The organism is Kitasatospora sp. NPDC085464 (assembly GCF_044541955.1).
Lineage (GTDB): Bacteria > Actinomycetota > Actinomycetes > Streptomycetales > Streptomycetaceae > Kitasatospora.
Window position 1 is genome coordinate 170,489 of record NZ_JBITTM010000009.1, and the last position, 22,691, is coordinate 193,179.

Sequence of the window (22,691 nt, forward strand, 5' to 3'; positions counted from 1 at the left end):
CGACGAAGGCCGGCACCCGGGGAGCCGGGCGCCGGCCGTGTCGTGATCACGGACCGCGGGCGTCAGTTCATCGCCATCTCGTCGGTCAGGCTGGCCTCGGTGCTCGGCAGGCCGAGCTCGGAGGCGCGCTTGTCCGCCATCGCCAGCAGGCGGCGGATCCGGCCGGCCACCGCGTCCTTGGTCAGCGGCGGGTCGGCGAGCGCGCCCAGCTCCTCCAGCGAGGCCTGCTTGTGCTGCATCCTCAGCTGGCCGGCCGCGGCCAGGTGCTCGGGCACCTCCTCGCCGAGGATCTCCAGCGCGCGGGCGACCCGCGCGCCGGCCGCCACCGCGGCGCGGGCCGAGCGGCGCAGGTTGGCGTCGTCGAAGTTGGCGAGCCGGTTCGCGGTGGCCCGCACCTCGCGCCGCATCCGCCGCTCCTCCCAGGCGAGCACCGACTCGTGCGCGCCGAGGCGGGTCAGCAGCGCGCCGATCGCGTCGCCGTCGCGGATCACCACCCGGTCCACGCCGCGGACCTCGCGGGCCTTGGCCGGGATGCCGAGCCGGCGGGCGGCGCCGACCAGCGCCAGCGCCGCCTCGGAGCCGGGGCAGGTGATCTCCAGCGAGGAGGAGCGGCCTGGCTCGGTGAGCGAGCCGTGCGCCAGGAAGGCCCCGCGCCAGGCCGCCTCGGCGTCGCAGGTGGCACCGGAGACGACCGCCGGCGGCAGGCCGCGGATCGGACGCCCGCGCCCGTCGACCAGCCCGGTCTGGCGCGCGAGCAGCTCGCCGTCCTTGACCACGCGGACCACGAAGCGGCTGCCGCGGCGCAGCCCGCCGGGGGCCATCACGACGAGGTCGGAGGAGTGCCCGAAGATCTCCAGGAGGTCCTTGCGCAGCCGCCGTGCCGCCGCCCCGGTGTCCAGCTCCGCCTCGATCACGATGCGGCCGCTCACGATGTGCAGCCCGCCCGCGAACCGCAGGATCGCCGACACCTCCGCCTTGCGACAGCAGGCCCGGGTGACCGGGAGCCGGCTGATCTCGTCCTTCACCGCTGGAGTCATCGCCATGGCCCGATCCTTCCATGTGTCCGGAAAATCCGGTCGTACGCTGCCGCCAACAGCTCGGGGTCGTGTCGCGGCGTGCCGTCGGTGCGGGCCACCGAACCGAGCACCAGGGCGGCGCCCATCCGCTCGGCCGCCTTCTCCAGTCCGTCGAGGTCCGCCTGGCCGAAGGCGCCGCCGGTGACGGCGCGCTCGTCCACCAGGATCGCATCCACCGCGAGCTCCGGGGCGTGGTCGGCGATGACCTCCAGGTGGCGCTGCGGGGTGAAGCCCTCGGTCTCGCCGGGCTGGGGAGCGAGGTTCAGGGTGAGCAGGCGGCGGGCGCGGGTCTCGGTGAGCGCCTTCGCCAGCTCGGGCACCAGCAGGTGCGGCAGCACGCTGGTGAACCAGGAGCCGGGGCCGAGCACCACCCAGTCCGCCTCGCGGACGGCGGTGACCGCCTCCGGGACGGCGGGCGGCCCGTCCGGGAGCAGCCGGATCGACTGCACGGTGCCCGGGGTGACCGCGACGTTCGCCTGGCCCCGGACCGCCGACACCTTGCCGGGCAGCGCCGGGTCGTGGCCGCGCACGGTCGCCTCGATGTCCAGCGGCACCGCCGACATCGGCAGCACCCGGCCCTGGACGTTGAGCAGCCGGCCGACCCAGTCCAGGGCCTCCACCGGGTCGCCCAGCTTCTCCCAGAGCGCGACGATCAGCAGGTTGCCGACGGCGTGGCCGCCGAGCTCGCCGTTGCCGGTGAAGCGCTGCTGGATCACCTCGGACCAGGTGCGGCCCCAGTCGTCGTCCCCGCACAGCGCGGCCAGTGCCTTGCGCAGGTCGCCCGGGGGCAGCACGCCCAGCTCGCTGCGCAGCCGTCCGCTGGAGCCGCCGTCGTCGGCGACGGTGACCACGGCGGTGAGGTCGCTGGTCAGGCGGCGCAGCGCGGACAGCGAGGCGGACAGGCCCTGGCCGCCGCCCAGCGCGGTGATCCGGGGGGCCGGATTGGCCCTGGCGGGACTGCTGCGCGGACGGCTCGGCGCCGGGGGCCGGGCCGGGCTGCCCGCCCGGTCACCGGTCCTGCTCTGCGTCTGTCGCCCGGGCACGTATCCCGCCACACATCACCTCGCGTTCCTCGGCCCCGCCACCGGCTCCGCCGGGGGCCCGGCAGGGAAGGCGGCGGTTACTCCCGTCCCATGTCACGGTGGACGAGCACCGTCTCGACTCCGTCGGCGATGAGACGCTTGGTCAGACGCTCGGACATGGCGACGCTGCGGTGCTTGCCACCGGTGCAGCCTACGGCAAGCGTCATGTAGCGCTTCCCCTCGCGTCGGTAGCCCTCGGTCACGATCCGCAACAGCTCGGTGTAGCCGTCCAGGAACTCGTTGGCTCCGGGCTGCCGGAACACGTAGTCGGCGACGTCCGTATCGGTGCCGGTGCGGGCCCGCAGCTCGGGCACCCAGTGCGGGTTCGGCAGGAAGCGGCAGTCCACCACGAGGTCGGCGTCGACCGGCAGGCCGTACTTGAAGCCGAAGGACATCACGGTGGCGCGCAGCTCGGGTTCGTCGTGGTCGGCGAACTGGGCGTCCAGCTTGGCGCGCAGCTGGTGCACGTTGAGGTTGGAGGTGTCGATCACCAGGTCGGCCTCGCCGCGCAGGTCGCGCAGCAGGTCGCGCTCCTGGGCGATGCCGTCCACGATCCGGCCGTCGCCCTGCAGCGGGTGCGGGCGGCGGACGTTCTCGAAGCGGCGCACCAGCGCGTCGTCGGAGGAGTCCAGGAAGACGACCCGCAGCCGGACGCCGCGCTTCTCCAGCTCGTCCAGCGAGGTGAGCAGGTCGTCGAAGAACTGGCGGCCGCGGACGTCCACGACGACGCCGATCCGGGCGACGTTGCCCTGGGACCGGGCGCCCAGGTCGACCATGGTCGGGATCAGGGCCGGCGGCAGGTTGTCCACCACGAACCAGCCGAGGTCCTCCAGGCACTTGGCGGCGGTGGAGCGGCCGGCTCCGGACATGCCGGAGATGATCACCAGCTCCGGCGCGTTCTCGGCCACGTCTGACACGGTCACTTCGGTTCCCCGCTCTCGGTCTTTCTGCTGGGGAGAACGCGCACGGCACGGCCGCCCTTCCCCGGCCCGGGCAGGCGGGCGGGGTCGGGGCACACCGGCTGACGGGCGGCGTCGGCCGTCATGGCGTCTCCTGGGATGGTGCGGTCTGGGGTGCTGCTGCCGCCGGCTCGGCGGCCTGATCGGCCCCGTCCTCGATGATCTCGCCGGTCGCGGTGTTGACCGCGGGTGCGGCGGGTGTACGGGACGACAACGCCGCCGCAACAGTCTCCGCGGTGCGGCGTCCGATGCCGGGTACCGCGCAGAGTTCGTCCACGGTGGCGGCCCGGAGCTTCTTCAGCGAGCCGAAGTGCTTGAGCAGCGCCTGGCGGCGAGTCTCGCCGAGGCCCGGGACGGAGTCCAGCTCCCCGGCGGTGAGTCGCTTGGAACGCTTGTTGCGCTGGTAGCCGATCGCGAAGCGGTGGGCCTCGTCGCGGACTCGCTGGAGCAGGTAGAGGCCCTCGCTGGAGCGGGGCAGCACCACCGGGTCGTCCTCGCCGGGCAGCCACACCTCCTCCAGGCGCTTGGCCAGGCCGCACAGCGCGACGTCGTCGATGCCGAGTTCGTCCAGGGCGCGCTTGGCGGCGGCGACCTGCGGCTGGCCGCCGTCGACCACCAGCAGCTGGGGCGGGTAGGCGAAGCGCCTGGGGCGGCCCTCCTCGGTGCGCGGGCCGTCCTCGGGCTGCTCGTCCTCCTCGGGGACGGCCCACTCGCCGGTCTGCTCGCGCTCCTGGAGGTAGCGGCGGAAGCGGCGGCCGATCACCTCGTGCATGGAGCGGACGTCGTCCTGGCCCTCGAAGCCCTTGATCTGGAAGCGCCGGTACTCGCTCTTGCGGGCCAGGCCGTCCTCGAAGACGACCATGGAGGCGACCACGTCCTCGCCTTGGAGGTGGGAGATGTCGTAGCACTCGATGCGCAGCGGGACGGAGTCCAGCTCCAGCGCGTCGGCGATCTCCTGCAGGGCACGGCTGCGGGTGGTGAGGTCGGAGGCGCGCTTGGTCTTGTGCAGCGCGAGCGCCTGCTGGGCGTTGCGCTGCACGGTGGCCATCAGGTCCTTCTTGTCGCCGCGCTGCGGGATGCGCAGGTCGACCTGGCTGCCGCGCAGGCCGGCCAGCCACTCCCGCACCGGTTCGACCGGCTCGGGCAGGGCGGGGACGAGCACCTCGCGCGGGACGGACTCGCCGCCGCCGTAGAGCTGCTGGAGGGCGTGCTCGACCAGGCCGGCGGTGTCGACGTCCTCGACCTTGTCGGTGACCCAGCCGCGCTGGCCGCGCACCCGGCCGCCGCGGACGTGGAAGATCTGCACGGCGGCTTCGAGTTCGTCCTCGGCGAGGGCCAGCAGGTCGGCGTCGGTGGCGTCGGCGAGCACGATGGCGTTCTTCTCCATCGCGCGCTTGAGGGCGCCGATGTCGTCGCGCAGCCGGGCCGCCTTCTCGTACTCCAGCTCGGCCGCGGCCTCCTGCATCTGCTCTTCCAGCCGGTGCAGGTAGTTGCCGGTGCGCCCGGCCATGAAGTCGCAGAAGTCCTCGGCCAGCTCCCGGTGTTCGTCCGCCGAGACCTTGCCGACGCAGGGCGCGGCGCACTTGCCGATGTAGCCGAGCAGGCAGGGCCGGCCGACCTGGCGGGCGCGCTTGAAGACGCCGTTGGAGCAGGTGCGGACGGGGAAGACGCGCAGCAGCAGGTCGACCGTCTCGCGGATGGCCCAGGCGTGCCCGTAGGGGCCGAAGTAGCGCACGCCCTTCTTGTGCGCCCCACGCATCACCTGGACCCGCGGGTACTCCTCGTTGAGGGTGACGGCGAGTTCCGGATAGCTCTTGTCGTCGCGGTACTTGACGTTGAACCGCGGGTCGAACTCCTTGATCCAGGAGTACTCCAGCTGGAGCGCCTCGACCTCGGTGCCGACCACGGTCCACTCCACCGAGGCGGCGGTGGTGACCATGGTCGCGGTGCGCGGGTGCAGGCCGGCCAGGTCCTGGAAGTAGGACGACAGGCGCGGCCGCAGGCTCTTGGCCTTGCCGACGTAGATGACCCGGCCGTGGGCGTCACGGAACTTGTAGACGCCCGGGGAGGTCGGGATCGCGCCGGGCGCCGGGCGGTAGGTGCTCGGGTCAGCCATGGGTCCACCGTACCGAGTGGGGACGGGGCCGCGGGGAGGAGATCAACTCGACGGGGGTCAACTGCTTCAGCTCGGGGTCACCTTGAGGTTCCCGCCCTCGACCGTGACGGTGTAGGCGGGCAGCGGGGAAGGGGCCGGGCCGTCCTGCACGGCGCCGTCGGCGATGCCGAAGCGGCTGCCGTGGCAGGGGCACTGGATCTGCTGGTTCTTCACCTGGTCCACGATGCAGCCGGCGTGGGTGCACTTGGCGCTGAAGGCCTTGTACTGGCCGGCGGTCGGCTGGGTCACCACGATCTTCTGCTCGCGGTACACCTTGCCGCCGCCCTCCGGTACGGCCGAGGCCGCGCCGAGGTCCACCGGGCCCTTGGCGGTGCCGCCGGAGCCGGAGGAGCCCGAGGAGGACGAGCTGCAGCCGGTGACGGCCACGGTGCCGCCGGCCGCCAGGACGGCCGCGGCCCCGCAGAGCAGGGTGCGGCGGGAGGCGGTGGGGCTGGTCTCGGGGGCCTCGGACATCGGTGCGCTCCTACGGTTGCTGCTGCTGCGAGGGACCACGGAAGTCTATGCCGCACGCGCCCCGCCGCTCCCGGGCCTCCCGCTGTTCGGGCGGTCCGGGAGCGGCGGTGCGGGCGCGGTTACTTCTTCGCCGCTGCGCGCTTGCGCGGTGCCGCCTTCTTCGCCGCCGCGGCGACCGGGGCGTCCGCGAAGTCGCTCGGCAGGATGTCCCGCAGGAACTTGCCGGTGTGGCTCTCCGGGACGGCGGCGATCTGCTCGGGAGTGCCCTCGGCGACGACCGTGCCGCCGCCGGAGCCGCCCTCGGGACCCATGTCGACGACCCAGTCGGCGGTCTTGATCACATCGAGGTTGTGCTCGATGACGATCACCGTGTTGCCCTTGTCGACCAGCCCGCTGAGCACCTTGATCAGCTTGCTGATGTCCTCGAAGTGCAGACCGGTGGTCGGCTCGTCCAGCACGTACACCGTCCGCCCGGTGGAGCGCTTCTGCAGCTCCGAGGCGAGCTTGACGCGCTGCGCCTCGCCGCCGGACAGGGTGGGCGCGGACTGGCCGAGCCGGACGTAGCCGAGGCCGACGTCGTTGAGCGTCCTGAGGTGCCGGGCGATCGCCGGGACGGCCTCGAAGAAGGCCAGCGCCTCCTCGATCGGCATGTCCAGCACCTCGGCGATGGACTTGCCCTTGTAGTGCACCTCCAGCGTCTCCCGGTTGTACCGGGCGCCGTGGCAGACCTCGCACGGGACGTAGACGTCCGGCAGGAAGTTCATCTCGATCTTGATCGTGCCGTCGCCCGAGCAGTTCTCGCAGCGACCGCCCTTGACGTTGAACGAGAACCGGCCCGGCAGGTAGCCGCGGACCTTGGCCTCCTGGGTCTCCGCGAAGAGCCGGCGGACGTGGTCGAACACCCCGGTGTAGGTGGCCGGGTTGGAGCGCGGCGTGCGGCCGATCGGCGACTGGTCGACGTGCACCACCTTGTCCACCTGGTCGGTGCCGGTGATCCGGGTGTGCCGGCCGGGCACGCTGCGGGCGCCGTTCAGCTCCCGGGCGAGGTGGGTGTAGAGGATGTCGTTGACCAGCGTCGACTTGCCGGAGCCGGAGACCCCGGTGATCGCGGTGAAGGTGCCGAGCGGGAAGCCGACCGTGACGTCCTTGAGGTTGTGCTCGCGCGCACCGTGGACGGTCAACTGCCGCTTCTTGTCCCGCTCGCGGCGGGAGGCCGGGATCGGGATGGACCGCTTGCCCGAGAGGTACTGGCCGGTCAGCGACTCCTTGTTGCCGAGCAGCTGCTTCAGCGAACCGGAGTGCACCACCTTGCCGCCGTGCTCGCCCGCGCCCGGGCCGATGTCGACCACCCAGTCCGCGGTCTTGATGGTGTCCTCGTCGTGCTCGACCACGATCAGGGTGTTGCCGATGTCGCGCAGCCGCACCAGCGTCTCGATCAGCCGGTGGTTGTCCCGCTGGTGCAGGCCGATGGACGGCTCGTCCAGCACGTAGAGCACGCCGACCAGGCCGGAACCGATCTGGGTGGCCAGCCGGATGCGCTGGGCCTCGCCGCCGGACAGGGTGCCGGCCGCGCGGTCGAGCGAGAGGTAGTCCAGGCCGACGTCGACCAGGAAGCGCAGCCGCTCGTTGACCTCCTTGAGGACCCGCTCGGCGATCTGCTTGTCCCGGGCGTTGAGCTTCATCGCGCCCAGGAACTCGGCGCAGTCGCTGATCGACATCGAGGAGACGTCGGCGATCGACCTGTCCTCGACGGTGACCGCGAGCACCACCGGCTTGAGCCGGGTGCCCCGGCACGTCGGGCAGGGCACCTCGCGCATGTAGCCCTCGAAGCGCTCGCGGCTGCTGTCGCTCTCCGCCTCGGTGTGCCGGCGCTGGATGAACGGGACGGCGCCCTCGAAGCCGGTGCTGTACGAGCGCTCGCGGCCGAAGCGGTTGCGGTAGCGGACCTGCACCTGGTGCTTGTGCCCGTGCAGCAGCGCCTTCTTGGCGCGGGCGGGCAGCCCGGCCCACGGGATGTCGGTGCGGAAGCCGAGCTCCTCGGCGAGCGCGTCGATCAGGCGCTGGAAGTACTCCTTGGCGTGCCCGGCCGACCACGGGTGGATCGCGCCCTCGTCCAGCGAGCGCTCCGGGTCCGGTACGACCAGCTCCGGGTCGACCTCCATCCGGTTGCCCAGGCCCGAGCAGTCCGGGCAGGCGCCGAACGGCGAGTTGAAGGAGAACGAGCGCGGCTCCAGCTCCTCGAACGACACGTCGTCGTACGGGCAGTAGAGGTGCTCGGAGTACATCCGCTCGCGCTCCGGGTCGTCCTCGGGGAGGTCGACGAAGTCGAGCACGACCATGCCGCCGGACAGCCGCAGGGCCGTCTCCACCGAGTCGGTGAGCCGCCGCTTGGCGCTCTCCTTGACGGTGAGGCGGTCGATGACCACCTCGACGGTGTGCTTCTCCTGCTTCTTCAGCTTCGGCGGCTCGGCGAGCTGGATCGTCTCGCCGTCGACGCGGGCGCGGGAGTAGCCCTTGGACTGGAGGTCGGCGAAGAGGTCGACGAACTCGCCCTTGCGCTCGCGCACCACGGGGCTGAGCACCTGGAACCGGGTGCCCTCGGCGAGCTCCAGCACCTTGTCCACGATCGCCTGCGGCGACTGCTTGGCGATCGGGCGGCCGCAGTGCGGACAGTGGGGCTTGCCGATCCGGGCGAACAGCAGGCGCAGGTAGTCGTAGACCTCGGTGATGGTGCCGACGGTCGAACGGGGGTTGCGGTTGGTGGACTTCTGGTCGATCGAGACGGCCGGGGAGAGGCCTTCGATGAAGTCCACGTCGGGCTTGTCCATCTGCCCGAGGAACTGACGGGCGTAGGACGACAGCGACTCGACGTACCGGCGCTGGCCCTCGGCGAAGATCGTGTCGAAGGCGAGCGAGGACTTGCCGGAGCCGGAGAGGCCCGTGAAGACGATGAGGGAGTCGCGGGGCAGGTCGAGCGAGACGTTCTTGAGGTTGTGCTCGCGAGCACCGCGGACGATGAGGCGGTCGGCCACTGCTTCTGGCGCCTTTCTCCGGGGCGAGACGGCTTGCGGTGAGATTCGGTACTTCTTCCAGGATGCGGCAGCCAGCCTATAGCTCAGACGTTCGAATCTCGACTCTGTCCAGTGGAGACCACCCGAACGAGTGAGGGCGGGGCCGGGACGGTCCGTACCCACACCGTGCGCGTACCGAAAAACTCCCTGCTCAGGGCCCGGATCCGGCGGTAGCGTCGACTGGTCAACGAGCGAAGCCCCCTGCGGGCAACGCGCAGTCTCCCGACAGAAGGCAGATTCGATGACCGACCCGCAGTCCGCCGCCGCCTCCGCCGCCGCCTGGCTCGGCCAGGTCGAGGAGAGCACCCAGCGCCTGCTGCAGACCGTCTCCGGGCTGGAGCCCGGCGCCGTCGCCGAACCCTCCGCGCTTCCCGGCTGGACCCGTGGCCACGTGCTGGCCCACCTCGCCCGCAACGCCGACTCCCTGGTCAACCTGCTGACCGGCGCCCGCACCGGCGCCGACATCCCGCAGTACCTCAGCAACGAGGCCCGCGACGCGGACATCGAGCGCGACGCGCCCCGCCCGCTGGAGGTCCACCTCGCCGACCTGCGCGAGTCGCACGCCCGCTTCACCGAGGCCGCCGCGCTGCTGACCCCGCAGGCCTGGACGGCGGAGGTGAAGCACCGCTCCGGCTACGTCTTCCCGGCCTCCGACATCCCGCACAAGCGCCTGCTGGAGGTCGAGTACCACCACGTCGACCTGGCCGCCGGCCACGGCCCGGGAGACTGGCCGGAGGCGTTCGCCGTCGAGGAGTTCCACCGGCTCGTGGAGAAGCTCCACGGCCCCGGCCTGCCGCTCGTCGAGGTGCACGCCGAGGACACCGGGAGGTTCGGCCTGATCGGCACCGGCACCCCCGCGCTGACCGTCGAGGGCCCGCAGCGCGCTCTGACCGCCTGGCTCTCCGGCCGCTCCGACGGCGCCGGCCTGCGCCGCACCCCCGACACCGCCCTCCCCCCGCTTCCCCCGATGGGCTGACAGCGCGAGGATGGCCTCCTCCCCTCTCCTAGCCGAGAGGGGAGTCCCCTCAGCCTCTCAGCTGAGCCGCCGCGCGTGCGCGCGGCGATGGGACGACTTCCTGCTTCACTGACGGCCGCCCGCTCGGAGTGCTCCGTTGAGGTCTTACACCGTCTCCACAGGCTGCAACCGCCAGCCCGGCGGCCAGGATGTTCTTCGCCGCGTTCACGTCCCGGTCGTGGACCGCTCCGCAGTCACACGCCCACTCGCGGACGTTCAACGGCATCGTGGCGGCGATGGCGCCGCAGGCCGAGCACAGCCTGGAGCTGGGGAACCACCGGTCGATGGCCACCAGGTTCCGGCCGTACCAGGCGCACTTGTACTCCAGCATGGCCCGCAGCGCGCTCCAGCTCGCGTCGCTGATCGCGCGCGCGAGCTTCTTGTTCTTGAGCATGTTGCGGACCGCGAGGTCCTCGATCACGACCGTTTGGTTTTCGCGGACGAGTCGAGTCGTGAGCTTGTGCAGGAGATCCCTGCGCCGGTCGGCGATCCTCGCGTGGATCTTCGCGACCTTTCTGCGGGCCTTCTCCCAATTGGCGGAGCCCTTGTCCTTACGGCACAGGTCCCGCTGGGCCCTGGCCAAGCGCTCCCGGTCCCGGCGCTCATGCCGGGGGTTGGCAATCTTCTCCCCGGTGGAGAGTGCCACCAGCGACGTGACGCCCGCGTCGATCCCGATCGCCGTGTCCAGGGCGGGTAGAGGCCTGGTACCAGGGTCCTCGCACACCACGGTGACGAACCAGCGGTCGGCCGCGTCGCGGCTGACGGTCACCGTGGACGGCGAAGCACCCTCGGGAAGGGGACGGGACCAGACGATGTCCAGCGGCTCCGCCATCTTGGCCAGCGTCAGCTTCCCGTCGCGGAAGCGGAACGCCGAGGCGGTGTACTCCGCCGAGTCGCGGGACTTCTTCTTTGACTTGAACCGCGGGTGCTTCGCCCGCTTCGCGAAGAAGTTCGTGAAGGCCCCCTGCAGATGCCTCAGCGCCTGCTGCAACGGCACGCAGGAGACCTCGGACAGATAGGCCAGATCCTCGGTCTTCTTCCACCCCGTCAGCATTGCCGACGTGGCGTTGTAGTTGACCCGCTCCCCCCGAAGCAGCCACGCCTCGGTTCGGGCAGCCAGCGCCAGGTTGTAGACCTTCCGCACGCAACCGAACGTGCGCGACAGCTCGGCCGCCTGCACAGCGGTCGGATAGAAGCGGAACTTGAACGCCCGCTTCACCGGAGAGTCCTGCACAACTCGCACGATATACCGTCGGATTGTGACCACACGCGGGTCATCACCCGCTCAGACGCCGAACCGCCTTGACGGCGGTCCGGCTCTCCCTGTCCCGCCACGCGGGAGTTCGTTTCTCTCCGGCTGAAGCCGGGAGTATCCACCAAGGAGTCCTGATGACGTACCACGGAGCGGTCAAGGTCGGCGGGCCGCCGGACGTACGGGAACTGGCCCACCTGATCATCACCAAGGTGGCCGTCGGCCCGTACGACAACAACGCCTACCTGCTGCGCTGCCGGGCCACCGACGAGCAGCTGCTGATCGACGCCGCCGCGGACGCCCCGGTGCTCCTGGAGACCGTCGGCGACGAGCTGGAGACCGTGGTCACCACCCACCGGCACCACGACCACTGGGGCGCGCTGGCCGAGGTGGTCGCCACCACCGGCGCCCGCACCGCCGCCGGCGAGCACGACGCCGAGGGCATCGACGTCCCCACCGAGCTGCGGCTCGCGGACGGCGACAAGCTCCGGGTCGGGGACGTCGAGCTCACCGTCCGGCACCTGGTCGGGCACACCCCCGGCGCGATCGTGCTGATCTACGACGACCCGCAGGGCCACCCGCACGTCTTCACCGGCGACTGCCTCTTCCCCGGCGGCGTCGGCAACACCTGGGGCGACCCGGAGGCCTTCAAGACCCTGTTCCGGGACGTCAACGAGAAGATCTTCGACGCCCTGCCCGACGAGGCCTGGGTCTACCCCGGCCACGGCAACGACACCACCCTCGGCGCCGAGCGCCCGCACCTGGAGGAGTGGCGCGAGCGCGGCTGGTAGCGGCTCCGGGCCGGTCGGCTCCACCCGGAGCCGACCGGCCCGGCTCAGCGCTCGCTTCCCGAGAGGTGCCGGGCGCACGCACACGACGGTTCCATGCAGAGACACACCAGGGCGACGGCCCTGGACACCTCCCGGATACCGCCGGGACAGGCCCAATGCGCATCGAGCTGGCACTCGGCGCTGACGTAGCGCCCGGCCTTGCGCACATCGAAACGGATCACGATGCCGGTCGGCGAGGCCGAGCGGCGGGCGGCAGCGGTCATGACCAGGCCCTCATGTCGATCATGTTGAAGTCCTCCAGCTCCACCCAGACGATGACTTCGCCCGTGGCATCGGTGGAGCCCCAGGCACAGCCCGACCGAAGGATGTCGAGCACCTCGGTCCACTGCGTGGACGAGGTGTCGCCCGGTGCGGTAGTGGAGAGCCGGACGCGACCGGCCTTCCCTTTGGTGATTCGCACGGGAGCCCCGGCCGCCTGACCGAGCGAGGCCTTGAGCAGACTCGTGCGCATGCTGATCTGCACCGACGTTCCCCTTATCGGCACGGTGGAATCGTATCGATAGAGTAGCCGCCTGAGCGTTACGGTGTCAGCCGCAACGCACCATTCGGAGCGAGGAGGCCGAGGCGTGAGCGACACACCCTCTTACCTGCACGTCGCGGACACCTTGCGCGGCCACATCACCGCCCGGCGGCTTCAGCCGGGCGATCGGATGCCGTCCATCAGTGCGCTTCAGCGCGAGCACAACGTCTCGACCGGCGTGGTCCAGCGGGCGTACGCCGTACTGATCGACGAAGGACTCGTTCTCGCGCGGCCAGGTGCCGGTTACTACGTGAAGTCCCAGGAACCACCGGCCGTCCTGGTGCGTCGCCAGCGCGTCGCACCCGGCGACGGATCTCCGACGGAGGCCGCTCTCGCCCGACAAGGCGTGGTCGGAACCTGGCGACACGAGTCACAGCCTCGTGCCGCCGACACCCGAATCGCCGCCCGATTGGAGATCCAGCCCGGCGATCCGGTGATGCACACCAGCTACGTCTACCTGGCGGACGGCGATCCGGCTCAACTGGCCGAGAGCTGGGAGTCCATGGCGATCACCGGCGGCAGCCTGATCGTCCTGCCGGAGGCCGGTCCGCACGCCGGCATCGGCGTCGCCGACCGCATGGCCTTCATCGGCATCGAGGTCGGCGTCCCGGTCGAACGGGTCAGCGCCCGCCAGGCCACCCGCTCCGAGGCCCAGACCCTCGGCGTCGCGCCCGCCGTCCCCGTGATGGCGATCGAGCGCACCTACTACGACCAGGCCACCGGCCGCCCAGTCGAGACCGCCGACATCGTGCTGCTCGGCTCGCGCTGGGTGGCCGAGTACGGCCGACGCCCATAGGACGGGGCCCCGCCGCCGGATGACGCATCCGGCGGCGGGGCCCCGACTCATTCGCTGTCGGTCAGGCGTCGAGCTTCGCGGGCTCGGCCTGCTCGGCGCGCTCGGCCGGTTCGGCCTTCTTCGAGGCCCGCAGGCTGGTGAAGGTGGTGACGGCCAGCACCACCACGATGAAGCCCAGCGAGAACGGGATGCCGATCTCCGGGGCCCACGTCGCGCCCGCCTCGTGCGCGGCGTGAAGCACCAGCTTCACGCCGATGAAGCCCAGGATCACCGACAGGCCGTAGCTCAGGTGCACCAGCTTCTTCAGCAGGCCGCCGATCAGGAAGTACAGCTGGCGCAGACCCATCAGGGCGAAGGCGTTGGCGGTGAAGACGATGTACGGGTCCTGGGTGAGGCCGAAGATGGCCGGGATCGAGTCCAGCGCGAACAGGACGTCCGTCGTGCCGATCGCCAGCATGACGATCAGCATCGGGGTGATCAGGCGGCGGCCGTGCTCCCGGACCAGGAGCTTGGTGCCGCGGTAGCCGTCGGTCGACGGGAAGCGCCGGGTGATCGACTTGAGCAGGCGGTTCTCCTCGAACTCCTCGTCCTCCTCCTCGGCCCGCGCCTCCTTGATCAGCTTCCAGGCGGTCCAGATCAGGAAGGCACCGAAGACGAAGAACACCCAGGAGAACTGGGCGACCAGTGCGGCGCCGCCGGCGATGAATGCCGCGCGGAGCACCAGCGCGATGATCACACCGAACATCAGCACGCGCTGCTGGTAGATCCTCGGCACCGCGAACTTGCCCATGATCAGGATGAACACGAAGAGGTTGTCGACGCTGAGCGACTTCTCGGTGATGTAACCGGCGAAGAACTCACCCGCCGGCTGCCCGCCGGAGTGCCACCACAGGAACCCGCCGAACAGCAGCGCCAGCACGACCCAGACGGCCGTCCAGATCCCGGCCTCCTTGATCGAGACCTCGTGCGGCTTGCGGCCGCCGATGAAGAAATCGGCCACGACGAGTGCGATCAGCACACCGATCGTGGTGGCCCACATGGTTACGGAAACGTCCATTACTGCTCCTCCGGCAGCTAGGCGAGACAGGTCGTCACTGCCGGAGGTCTCTTCCGCCCATCGGGCCAGCGCCCCGGGATGCCGCGACGGGCACCCGTGATGACGGGGTCGGCTGTCGAGGAATACTCCCCTCCGCTGCCATCGAGAGTAACAGGACGGGCAAAGAAAGGTAAAGAAGGTAAAGATCCGTCAGGGGAGCGGCGTCAGAGGAACGGCTCGATCGCCGGCAGCAGGTCCTGGAACGTGCGCCCCTTCGCCGGGGCGCCGATCGCCTGCATCTCCCAGCCGCCGTTGCCGTCCCGGACCACCTTGGCCATGATCTGCCCGGTGTGCGGCCCGCCGCCCGCCAGCTCGTACCGGGCCAGCTCCAGCCCGGTGGTCTCGTCCACCAGCCGGCAGTGCGCCCGCTGCACCTCGGCGAAGGTCTGCCCGGTGTACGAGCTCACCGTGAACACCACCTGGGTGATGTGCGCGGGCACGTGCATCAGGTCGACCAGGATCGCTTCGTCGTCCTCGTGGCCCGAGCCGCCCTGCAGGTTGTCCCCGGTGTGCCGGACGGAGCCGTCGTTGCTCTCCAGGTGCTGGAAGAACACCACGTCGGACGGGGTCCGCTCGGCGTACAGCAGCGCCGAGGCGTCCAGGTCGATCGTCCTGGTACGGCTGCCGAACAACCCCCGCTTGGGGGCGGCCTGCCAGCCGAGGCCCATCCGGACCACGGTCAGGGCGCCGCCCTGCCCCTTCTGGAGGCTGACCCGCTGCCCCTTGGCAAGGTTCACCGACACGACGTTGTCCTCTCTGCCGGCCACGCGGTCGCTGCCGCCCGGCTCCCCTGGAACACCCCGTCGCCGTCCCCCGGCTGAGGCCCCCTCTGCATACGGCCCGCGCCCGTCCGATGAGCGCGATGCCGCAGGCCAGCCTAGGCCCTGCGACACCCCCGCCTCCTCAGGGTTTCCCCGTTTGTGGCAAGGCTGAGACACCGCCGGGCTTGACCGGTGCCATTCCGGCCAAGCCCGGGCGCCCCGGTCGGGCGGCTACGCCACGCCGGCCTCGCGCATCTGCCGCAGCTCCTTCTTCAGCTCCTTGACCTCGTCGCGCAGCCGGGCCGCGACCTCGAACTGCAGGTCGGCGGCGGCCCTGTGCATCCGGTCGGTCATCTCCTGGATGAGGTCCGCCAGCTCGGCGGCCGGCAGGGACTTGGCGGGCTTGCGCTCCGCGCCCAGCGCCGGCACCGGGGCCTTGCCCTTCCCCGGGCTGCGGTAGCCGGTGGACAGCAGCTCGTCGGTGTCCACGTCCTCCCGGGCGAGGGTGTCCAGGATGTCGCCGATCTTCTTCCGCAGCGGCTGCGGATCGATGCCGTGCTTCTTGTTGTAGGCCTGCTGCACGGCCCGGCGGCGGTTGGTCTCGTCGATGGCCTTCTCCATCGCCGCGGTGATCCTGTCCGCGTACATGTGGACCTGGCCGGAGACGTTGCGGGCCGCGCGGCCGATCGTCTGGATCAGGGAGGTGCCGGAGCGCAGGAAGCCCTCCTTGTCCGCGTCCAGGATCGCCACCAGCGAGACCTCGGGCAGGTCCAGGCCCTCGCGCAGCAGGTTGATGCCGACCAGCACGTCGAAGCGGCCCGCCCGCAGCTCGCGCAGCAGCTCCACCCGGCGCAGGGTGTCCACGTCGCTGTGCAGGTACCGGACCCGGATGTCCAGGCCGAGCATGTAGTCGGTGAGGTCCTCGGCCATCTTCTTGGTCAGCGTGGTGACCAGCACGCGCTCGTCCCGCTCGACCCGCGTGCGGACCTCGTGCACCAGGTCATCGATCTGGCCCTCGGTCGGCTTGACGATCACCTCGGGGTCGATCAGGCCGGTCGGGCGGATGATCTGCTCGACCTGGCCGTCGCCCCGCGACAGCTCGTACTGGCCGGGCGTCGCCGACAGGTAGACCGTCTGGCCGACCCGCCCCAGGAACTCCTCCCACTTCAGCGGGCGGTTGTCCATCGCGGACGGCAGCCGGAAGCCGTGCTCGACCAGCGTGCGCTTGCGCGAGGCGTCGCCCTCGTACATCGCGCCGATCTGCGGGACGGTCACGTGCGACTCGTCGATGACCAGGAGGAAGTCCTCCGGGAAGTAGTCGAGCAGGGTGTTCGGCGGGGAGCCGGGCTCGCGGCCGTCGAAGTGCATCGAGTAGTTCTCGACGCCCGAGCAGGTGCCGATCTGGCGCAGCATCTCGATGTCGTAGGTGGTGCGCATCCGCAGCCGCTGGGCCTCCAGCAGCTTGCCCTGCTTCTCCATCCGGGCGAGCGTCTGCTCCAGCTCCTGCTCGATGCCGGTGATCGCGCGCTCCATGCGCTCGGGGCCGGCCACGTAGTGCGAGGCGGGGAAGACGTAGACCGAGTCGTCCTGGCTGATGATCTCGCCGGTGAGCGGGTGCAGCGTGTAGAGCGCCTCGATCTCGTCGCCGAACATCTCGATCCGGACGGCGAGCTCCTCGTAGACCGGGAAGATCTCGATGGTGTCGCCGCGCACCCGGAAGGTGCCACGGGTGAAGGCGACGTCGTTGCGGGCGTACTGGATGTCCACGAAGCGGCGCAGCAGGTCGTCCCGGTCGATCTCCTGGCCGACCTTGAGCGGCACCATCCGGTCCACGTACTCCTGCGGGGTGCCGAGGCCGTAGATGCAGGAGACGGACGCGACCACGACCACGTCCCGGCGGGTGAGCAGCGAGTTGGTCGCCGAGTGGCGCAGCCGCTCGACCTCCTCGTTGATCGAGGAGTCCTTCTCGATGTAGGTGTCCGTCTGCGGGACGTACGCCTCGGGCTGGTAGTAGTCGTAGTACGAGACGAAGTACTCGACCGCGTTGTTCGGCAGCAGCTCGCGGAACTCGTTCGCCAGCTGCGCGGCCAGCGTCTTGTTCGGCGCCATCACCAGGGTGGGCCGCTGCAGCTTCTCGATCATCCAGGCCGTGGTGGCCGACTTGCCGGTGCCGGTGGCACCGAGCAGCACGACGTCCTTCTCCCCTCCCCTGATCCGCCGCTCCAGCTCGGCGATCGCCGCCGGCTGGTCACCGTTCGGTTGGAAGGGACTGACGACCTCGAAGGGCGCCACGGACCGCTCAATACTCGTGATGGGACGCACGACTCCACCGTACGACCCACCACTGACAGCCGGGGGTGCTTCGGTCAGGCCGCGTGCGCCTCGAACCTTATGGCGGGCTCGCGGGCGGGGTCGATGCGGACGACCGAGTCGAAGGCGGCGGCGAGGCGCTCGATCAGCGGCAGCGTCGGATCGATGCCGCTCTCCTCGATGCTCTCGACCGTCTCCTCGTCCAGCCCGGCCCGCTGGGCGAGCTGGGCCGGGCTCCAGCCCAGGGCGGACCGGCGGACGTACACGGCCTCGGCCAGCGCCATCCGCCGCCCGGCCGCCCGGTACTCCTCGCTCTCACGGTGCTCCGGGGGCACGACCCACCGCGTGTGATAGCCGCTGCTCACCGCTGCTCCTCCCGGTCGTACACCTCGTGGTCGGCTGCGGGCCGGTGCTCGGCCTCGCACACCTTCTGGGCTCGCCGTGCCCGCTCGACCTGGTCCGTTTCGCGGTTCCTAGTCTTGCGGAAGACCGTCAGCAGCACAGCCCTCCGCCCGGGTGCGAGCCAGTACGTGATCCGCACCGGGCCGACCCGCAGTTCCCGCAGACCACCGCCGAGGTGGCTGGAGAGCGGGAACGGCAGGAGCTCGCCGTCCTCCGCCAGTCGGTCCGCGGCGCGCTCGGCCGCACGGTATTCGGGGAGCGGGCACTGGCGCAGCCACTCGCGCGCCTCGGGCTCGATCTCGACCGAGTAGCCCGCTCCGGGCCCGCCACCGGTCATGCGCCCCCCTTCGCTCCGCAAGGAGCAACGCGTGACCGGGGCCGGGGTTACGGCCGGGGCCTACTTGGCGCTGTCGCGGGCCAGGGCGACGAGGCGGGAGATCGCGCGCAGGTACTTCTTGCGGTAGCCGCCGCGGAGCATGTCCTCGGGGAAGACCCGGTCGAAGGGCATCCCGGAGGCGGTGATGGGCAGTTCGCGGTCGTACATGCGGTCGGCCAGGACGACCAGGCGCAGGGCGGTCGACTGGTCGTCGACCTGGTGCACGCCGCGCAGGCAGACCGCGGTGACGTCGTCCAGCAGCGCGCCGTAGCGGCTGGGGTGGACGGCGGAGAGGTGGGCGAGCAGGGCGTCGAAGTCGTCCAGCGAGGCACCGGGGGTGCGGGCGGCGGCGGCCTCGACGGCCTCGTCGGAGTACGGCGGCGGGGCGTCGGGCAGGCCGCGGTGGCGGTAGTCCTGGCCGTCGATCCGCAGCGGGCGGAAGTGCGCGGACAGGCCCTGGATCTCGCGCAGGAAGTCGGCGGCGGCGAAGCGGCCCTCGCCCAGCTTCTCGGGCAGGGTGTTCGAGGTGGCGCACAGCTTGACGCCGTTGTCGACCAGGCGGCCGAGCAGGGTGGAGACCAGCACGGTGTCGCCCGGGTCGTCCAGCTCGAACTCGTCGATGCAGAGCAGCGTGTGCCGGGAGAGGGTCTGCACGGCCTGCTGGAAGCCGAGCGCGCCGACCAGGTTGGTCAGCTCGACGAAGGTGCCGAAGGCCTTCGGCCCCGGGGCGGAGTGCCACAGCGAGGCGAGCAGGTGGGTCTTGCCGACGCCGTAGCCGCCGTCGAGGTAGACGCCGGCCGGGCCGGTGGGCGCGGGGGCGGAGCGGCGGAACCAGCTGCGCTTGGGTGCGGAACCGTTTCCTCCCGCGAGGGTGGCCGCGAACTGCTCCAGGACCTGGACGGCCTCGTACTGGCTGGGCTGGCTCTGGTCCGGGATGTACGACCCGAAGCTCACCTCGGCGAACCGGGGCGGCGGGACCATCTCGGCGACCAGCCGCTCGGCGGGCACGACGGGACGGCGGTCGGTGAGCGCGATCGGGGAGCCGGCCGCGCTCGCGGTGGCTATGGACTCGGTCGCGGTGTCGGGGCGGGAGGCTGCGGGCACATCAGTAGAGGGTACGCCTGGTCCCGGTGGCCTCCGAACCGCCTCCGGACGACCTGCGGTGGAACACTGAGGGCATGCAACAGTTGATCAGCCCGCTGGGTGAGCCGGTCGCCGATCCGGCCGCACTGGAGTCGCTCGCCGCCGTGTACGCGTACCCCGAACAGGTGAATCGGGGCCGCCCCTGGCTGCGCGCCAACATGGTGGCCGGCCTGGACGGCGGGGCACGGCTCGACGGCCTGTCCGAGGGGCTCTCCGGCGACGCCGACAAGCGGATCTTCGGGGTGCTGCGGGCGCTGTCGGACGTGGTGCTGGTGGGCGCGGAGACGGTCCGCGCGGAGGGCTACCGGCCGGCCCGGGCCCGCAGGGAGTTCGCGGCGGCCCGGGCCGCGGCCGGACAGGCCCCGGCGCCGGTGATCGCGATCGTGTCGCGCTCGCTGGATTTGGACCTGACCGCGCCGCTGTTCACGGAACCGCTGGTCAGGACGGTGGTGATCACCACCGAGGACGCCCCCGAGGAGCGCCGCCGGGCGGCCGCCGAGGTGGCCGACGTGGTACTCGCCGGCACCGGCTCGGTGGACCTGCGGGCGGGCGTGGCCGCGCTGGCCGAGCGGGGCTGGACCCGGCTGCTCACCGAGGGCGGCCCGCGCCTGCTGGGGCAGCTCGCGGCGGCGGACCTGCTGGACGAGCTGTGCCTGTCGCTCGCCCCGCTGCTCACCGGCGGCGACGCGCCGCGCATCCTCCGCGATGCGGAAATGCCTGACGTGCAGCGGATGCGGCTGGTCTCATTGATCGAGCAGAAAGGATTCCTCTTCACCCGCTACCTGCGTCACCTGGGTTCGGAATGACCCCGTGACCCCCCGCTCGTGATCCCGTTATGCGATGCCGGGGCCCGGGGGCCGGCCACTGGAAGGGACTCACGTGTTCAAGACGGTACTGATGATCGAAAAGGCTCTCTCGGACGCGGACGTGGAACTCGTCACCACGCTCCACAGCGACGAGAAGGTCTCCTTCGTCGTCCTGATGCAGCCGCGCGGCAAGCAGGACGAACTGCTGCGGGCGCTCGACGACGTGGCCCTCGGCCACCTCGACAAGGTGAGGCACGAGCACGACGAGTCCGAGAGCGGGCCGACCGTGGCCACCGAGTCGCTGGAGCACAGCCTGCGCCACCTGCGCGCGGCCGGGGCCGAGGCGGTGGGCGAGCTGGTCGAGGACAAGCCCCTGGAACGGCTGCGCGCGGTCGTCGAGGAGCACCGGGCGGACGAGGTGGTGGTGCTCACCTCACCGCACTTCGTGGAGGAGTTCTTCCACCGCGACTGGGCCTCGCAGGCCCGGCACAAGGTGGGGGTCCCGGTGCTGAGGCTGTTCGCCAGCGACTCCTAGCTGCGGGCGCCGGTGGTGCAGAATCGTCCTTGCGGTCCGCCCGCGAGGACGGTTCCCACGTCGGCTCCCACGCCGACGGGCGCCGAGCCGTCCGCCCGACCTGTCTGCCCCCGCCCGTACGGAGCCACGCCTTGAACGACGCCGCGCACGACCTGCACGCCCCGCACTTCATCGGCATCGGCGGCGCCGGGATGTCCGGCCTGGCGAAGATCCTCGCAGTGCGCGGTGCCAGCGTCTCCGGCAGCGACTCCAAGGAGTCCGAGACCGTCCTCGCGCTGCGCGCCCTCGGCGCCACCGTGCACGTCGGCCACGCCGCCGAGCACGTGCCGGACGGCACCAGCAGCGTGGTCGTCTCCAGCGCGATCCGCGCCGACAACCCGGAGCTGGCCGCCGCCCGCGAGCGCGGCATCCCGGTGGTGCACCGCTCCGACGCGCTGGCCGCGCTGATGGGCGGCCGCCGCGCGCTCGCGGTGGCCGGCACCCACGGCAAGACCACCACCACCAGCATGCTCGCCGTCGCCCTCGGCGAACTGGGCCTCGACCCGTCCTACGCGATCGGCGGCGACCTCGACGCGCCCGGCTCCAACGCCCACCACGGCACCGGGGAGATCTTCGTCGCCGAGGCCGACGAGAGCGACCGCAGCTTCCACAAGTACGCGCCCGAGGTGGCGATCGTCCTCAACGTGGAACTGGACCACCACGCCAACTACGCCTCGATCGACGAGATCTACGAGTCCTTCGAGACCTTCGTCGGCCGGATCGTCCCCGGCGGCACCCTGGTGGTCTCCGCCGACCACGACGGCGCCCGCGAGCTGACCTCCCGGGTGGCCGGCCGCGAGGGCCTGAACGTGGTCACCGTCGGCTCCGCCGAGGACGCCGACGTCCGGGTGCTCTCGGTGGTCGCCCGCGGCATGACCAGCGAGGTCACCGTCCTGCTGGACGGCACCGAGCTGACCTTCACCGTGTCGGTGCCCGGCCGCCACTACGCCCACAACGCCGTCGCCGCGCTGGCCGCCGGCGTCGCGCTGGACGTCCCGGCCGCCGACCTGGCCAAGGCGCTCGGCGCCTACACCGGCGTGCGCCGCCGCCTGCAGCTCAAGGGCGAGGCCGCCGGCGTCCAGGTGATCGACTCCTACGCCCACCACCCGACCGAGATGACCGCCGACCTGGAGGCGATCCGCGAGGGCCTGGACGGCGAGGGCCGGGTGCTGGTGGTCTTCCAGCCGCACCTGTTCAGCCGCACCCAGCAGCTCGCCGAGGAGATGGGCCAGGCCCTGGCGCTGGCCGACGCCTCCGTGGTGCTGGACATCTACCCGGCCCGCGAGGACCCGATCCCCGGCGTGACCAGCGAGCTGATCATCGACGCCGCCCGCCGGGCCGGCGCCGAGGTCACCGCCGAGCGCTCCTTCGCGGCCGCCCCCGCCGTGCTGGCCGGCCTCGCCCGCCCGGGCGACCTGCTGCTCACCATGGGCGCGGGCGACGTCACCAACCTCGGGCCGGCCGTCCTCGACTATCTTGAGAGGGGCCTGGAGCACCTCGCGAACGTTGCTTCCAACGTCTGACGTACGTCCGTCCGACATCCACCGCGAACGGGAGCCGTGATGAGCTACGAGATCGAGAAGTCCGAGGCCGAGTGGCGTGCCGAGCTCAGCCCCGAGGAGTACCACGTGCTCCGCGAGGCGGGCACCGAGCGGCCGTTCACCGGTGAGTACACCGACACCAAGACGGTCGGCGTCTACGGCTGCCGGGCCTGCGGCGCGGAGCTGTTCAGCTCCGAGACCAAGTTCGACAGCCACTGCGGCTGGCCGTCGTACTACGCGCCGCTGGCCGAGGACCGGGTCCAGTACATCGAGGACACCACGCTCGGCATGCGCCGGGTCGAGGTGCGGTGCGCGCGCTGTGGCGGGCACCTCGGGCACGTCTTCGAGGGCGAGGGCTACGGCACGCCGACCGACCAGCGCTACTGCATCAACAGCGTCTCGCTGACGCTGCGGCCGGCCGAGTAGGCCGT

Annotated in this window: 22 protein-coding genes; 7 read left to right on the plus strand and 15 right to left on the minus strand. The window is 71.3% G+C overall.

The annotated features are described in order from the left end of the window. Window positions 1-62 precede the first annotated feature (62 nt). The 6 genes from whiA to uvrA all read right to left on the minus strand — a co-directional run bounded on the left by whiA (window position 63) and on the right by uvrA (window position 8,778). Window positions 63-1,043: a DNA-binding protein WhiA gene (gene whiA, locus ACIGG8_RS10545; protein ID WP_350521392.1), complete on the minus strand. Its 981-nt coding sequence runs from the start codon at window positions 1,041-1,043 to the stop codon at window positions 63-65. After that, entirely contained in the window at window positions 1,034-2,131 is a 1,098-nt protein-coding gene (yvcK, locus tag ACIGG8_RS10550) for a uridine diphosphate-N-acetylglucosamine-binding protein YvcK (protein WP_396546960.1), read from the minus strand. Before yvcK ends, whiA begins: the two co-directional genes overlap by 10 nt. Before the next feature lie 65 nt (window positions 2,132-2,196). After that, window positions 2,197-3,081 (minus strand): RNase adapter RapZ, encoded by an 885-nt coding sequence (gene rapZ, locus ACIGG8_RS10555; RefSeq protein ID WP_350521394.1) that lies wholly within the window; start codon window positions 3,079-3,081, stop codon window positions 2,197-2,199. 118 nt (window positions 3,082-3,199) lie between these two features. After that, on the minus strand, window positions 3,200-5,233 hold the full coding sequence (uvrC, locus tag ACIGG8_RS10560; protein WP_350521395.1) for an excinuclease ABC subunit UvrC: 2,034 nt from the start codon (window positions 5,231-5,233) through the stop codon (window positions 3,200-3,202). A 66-nt stretch (window positions 5,234-5,299) separates the two neighbouring features. Further along, complete coding sequence (locus ACIGG8_RS10565; protein ID WP_350521396.1) at window positions 5,300-5,746, minus strand: Rieske (2Fe-2S) protein; 447 nt, start codon at window positions 5,744-5,746, stop codon at window positions 5,300-5,302. Between the two features lie 119 nt (window positions 5,747-5,865). After that, on the minus strand, window positions 5,866-8,778 hold the full coding sequence (gene uvrA / locus ACIGG8_RS10570) for an excinuclease ABC subunit UvrA (RefSeq protein WP_396546962.1): 2,913 nt from the start codon (window positions 8,776-8,778) through the stop codon (window positions 5,866-5,868). A gap of 280 nt (window positions 8,779-9,058) precedes the next feature. On the opposite strand from uvrA, the gene ACIGG8_RS10575 reads away from it, so the two are divergent. Continuing rightward, on the plus strand, window positions 9,059-9,793 hold the full coding sequence (locus tag ACIGG8_RS10575) for a maleylpyruvate isomerase family mycothiol-dependent enzyme (protein ID WP_396546963.1): 735 nt from the start codon (window positions 9,059-9,061) through the stop codon (window positions 9,791-9,793). 49 nt (window positions 9,794-9,842) lie between these two features. Here the strand turns inward: ACIGG8_RS10575 and ACIGG8_RS10580 are convergent, their stop codons facing one another. Continuing rightward, window positions 9,843-11,066: an RNA-guided endonuclease InsQ/TnpB family protein gene (locus ACIGG8_RS10580; RefSeq protein ID WP_396546965.1), complete on the minus strand. Its 1,224-nt coding sequence runs from the start codon at window positions 11,064-11,066 to the stop codon at window positions 9,843-9,845. 155 nt (window positions 11,067-11,221) lie between these two features. Here ACIGG8_RS10580 and ACIGG8_RS10585 point away from each other — a divergent pair, with 155 nt between their 5' ends. Beyond that, window positions 11,222-11,875: an MBL fold metallo-hydrolase gene (locus ACIGG8_RS10585; protein ID WP_396546966.1), complete on the plus strand. Its 654-nt coding sequence runs from the start codon at window positions 11,222-11,224 to the stop codon at window positions 11,873-11,875. Window positions 11,876-11,919: 44 nt separating this feature from the next. On the opposite strand, the gene ACIGG8_RS10590 is transcribed toward ACIGG8_RS10585, so the two are convergent. Both ACIGG8_RS10590 and ACIGG8_RS10595 read right to left on the minus strand, forming a co-directional pair. Further along, window positions 11,920-12,138, minus strand: coding sequence for a hypothetical protein (locus ACIGG8_RS10590; protein WP_396546968.1), 219 nt, complete (start codon window positions 12,136-12,138; stop codon window positions 11,920-11,922). Further along, on the minus strand, window positions 12,135-12,398 hold the full coding sequence (locus ACIGG8_RS10595) for a hypothetical protein (protein ID WP_350521401.1): 264 nt from the start codon (window positions 12,396-12,398) through the stop codon (window positions 12,135-12,137). Before ACIGG8_RS10595 ends, ACIGG8_RS10590 begins: the two co-directional genes overlap by 4 nt. Window positions 12,399-12,501: 103 nt before the next feature. Here ACIGG8_RS10595 and ACIGG8_RS10600 point away from each other — a divergent pair, with 103 nt between their 5' ends. Further along, complete coding sequence (locus ACIGG8_RS10600; RefSeq protein WP_396546970.1) at window positions 12,502-13,251, plus strand: GntR family transcriptional regulator; 750 nt, start codon at window positions 12,502-12,504, stop codon at window positions 13,249-13,251. A 61-nt stretch (window positions 13,252-13,312) separates the two neighbouring features. On the opposite strand, the gene ACIGG8_RS10605 is transcribed toward ACIGG8_RS10600, so the two are convergent. The 6 genes from ACIGG8_RS10605 to zapE all read right to left on the minus strand — a co-directional run bounded on the left by ACIGG8_RS10605 (window position 13,313) and on the right by zapE (window position 19,261). Then, on the minus strand, window positions 13,313-14,308 hold the full coding sequence (locus ACIGG8_RS10605; RefSeq protein ID WP_396546972.1) for a TerC family protein: 996 nt from the start codon (window positions 14,306-14,308) through the stop codon (window positions 13,313-13,315). A 203-nt stretch (window positions 14,309-14,511) separates the two neighbouring features. Continuing rightward, window positions 14,512-15,090 carry a TerD family protein gene (locus ACIGG8_RS10610; RefSeq protein ID WP_350521404.1) on the minus strand — a complete coding sequence of 193 codons (579 nt, stop codon included), beginning with the start codon at window positions 15,088-15,090 and terminating at the stop codon, window positions 14,512-14,514. Window positions 15,091-15,339: 249 nt separating this feature from the next. Beyond that, entirely contained in the window at window positions 15,340-17,430 is a 2,091-nt protein-coding gene (gene uvrB / locus ACIGG8_RS10615) for an excinuclease ABC subunit UvrB (RefSeq protein ID WP_350521405.1), read from the minus strand. 44 nt (window positions 17,431-17,474) lie between these two features. Beyond that, a complete protein-coding gene (locus tag ACIGG8_RS10620; protein WP_396546974.1) occupies window positions 17,475-17,783 on the minus strand; it encodes a helix-turn-helix domain-containing protein in 309 nt (102 codons plus the stop codon). After that, entirely contained in the window at window positions 17,780-18,157 is a 378-nt protein-coding gene (locus tag ACIGG8_RS10625; protein ID WP_396546976.1) for a type II toxin-antitoxin system RelE/ParE family toxin, read from the minus strand. Before ACIGG8_RS10625 ends, ACIGG8_RS10620 begins: the two co-directional genes overlap by 4 nt. A 60-nt stretch (window positions 18,158-18,217) precedes the next feature. Then, the gene (gene zapE / locus ACIGG8_RS10630; RefSeq protein ID WP_396547024.1) at window positions 18,218-19,261 is read right to left on the minus strand and encodes a cell division protein ZapE; all 1,044 of its coding nucleotides are present in this window, start codon (window positions 19,259-19,261) and stop codon (window positions 18,218-18,220) included. Window positions 19,262-19,374: 113 nt separating this feature from the next. Here zapE and ACIGG8_RS10635 point away from each other — a divergent pair, with 113 nt between their 5' ends. From ACIGG8_RS10635 to msrB, 4 genes are all read left to right on the plus strand, one after another. After that, window positions 19,375-20,145, plus strand: coding sequence for a pyrimidine reductase family protein (locus tag ACIGG8_RS10635; RefSeq protein WP_396546978.1), 771 nt, complete (start codon window positions 19,375-19,377; stop codon window positions 20,143-20,145). A gap of 73 nt (window positions 20,146-20,218) precedes the next feature. Continuing rightward, entirely contained in the window at window positions 20,219-20,680 is a 462-nt protein-coding gene (locus ACIGG8_RS10640; RefSeq protein WP_350521407.1) for an indole-3-glycerol phosphate synthase, read from the plus strand. Between the two features lie 131 nt (window positions 20,681-20,811). Beyond that, the gene (gene murC, locus ACIGG8_RS10645) at window positions 20,812-22,242 is read left to right on the plus strand and encodes a UDP-N-acetylmuramate--L-alanine ligase (protein WP_396546980.1); all 1,431 of its coding nucleotides are present in this window, start codon (window positions 20,812-20,814) and stop codon (window positions 22,240-22,242) included. A 39-nt stretch (window positions 22,243-22,281) separates the two neighbouring features. Next, a complete protein-coding gene (gene msrB, locus ACIGG8_RS10650) occupies window positions 22,282-22,686 on the plus strand; it encodes a peptide-methionine (R)-S-oxide reductase MsrB (protein WP_350521408.1) in 405 nt (134 codons plus the stop codon). Window positions 22,687-22,691: the final 5 nt, after the last annotated feature.

What these genes read in the sequence shown, in the direction of transcription:
- whiA (WP_350521392.1), bottom strand. Translation starts at nt 1,043, where the DNA reads ATGGCGATGACTCCAGCGGTGAAGGACGAGATCAGCCGGCTCCCGGTC.
- uvrC (WP_350521395.1), bottom strand. Translation starts at nt 5,233, where the DNA reads ATGGCTGACCCGAGCACCTACCGCCCGGCGCCCGGCGCGATCCCGACC.
- ACIGG8_RS10565 (WP_350521396.1), bottom strand. Translation starts at nt 5,746, where the DNA reads ATGTCCGAGGCCCCCGAGACCAGCCCCACCGCCTCCCGCCGCACCCTG.
- ACIGG8_RS10575 (WP_396546963.1), top strand. Translation starts at nt 9,059, where the DNA reads ATGACCGACCCGCAGTCCGCCGCCGCCTCCGCCGCCGCCTGGCTCGGC.
- ACIGG8_RS10585 (WP_396546966.1), top strand. Translation starts at nt 11,222, where the DNA reads ATGACGTACCACGGAGCGGTCAAGGTCGGCGGGCCGCCGGACGTACGG.
- ACIGG8_RS10590 (WP_396546968.1), bottom strand. Translation starts at nt 12,138, where the DNA reads ATGACCGCTGCCGCCCGCCGCTCGGCCTCGCCGACCGGCATCGTGATC.
- ACIGG8_RS10605 (WP_396546972.1), bottom strand. Translation starts at nt 14,308, where the DNA reads ATGGACGTTTCCGTAACCATGTGGGCCACCACGATCGGTGTGCTGATC.
- ACIGG8_RS10625 (WP_396546976.1), bottom strand. Translation starts at nt 18,157, where the DNA reads ATGACCGGTGGCGGGCCCGGAGCGGGCTACTCGGTCGAGATCGAGCCC.
- ACIGG8_RS10635 (WP_396546978.1), top strand. Translation starts at nt 19,375, where the DNA reads ATGCAACAGTTGATCAGCCCGCTGGGTGAGCCGGTCGCCGATCCGGCC.
- msrB (WP_350521408.1), top strand. Translation starts at nt 22,282, where the DNA reads ATGAGCTACGAGATCGAGAAGTCCGAGGCCGAGTGGCGTGCCGAGCTC.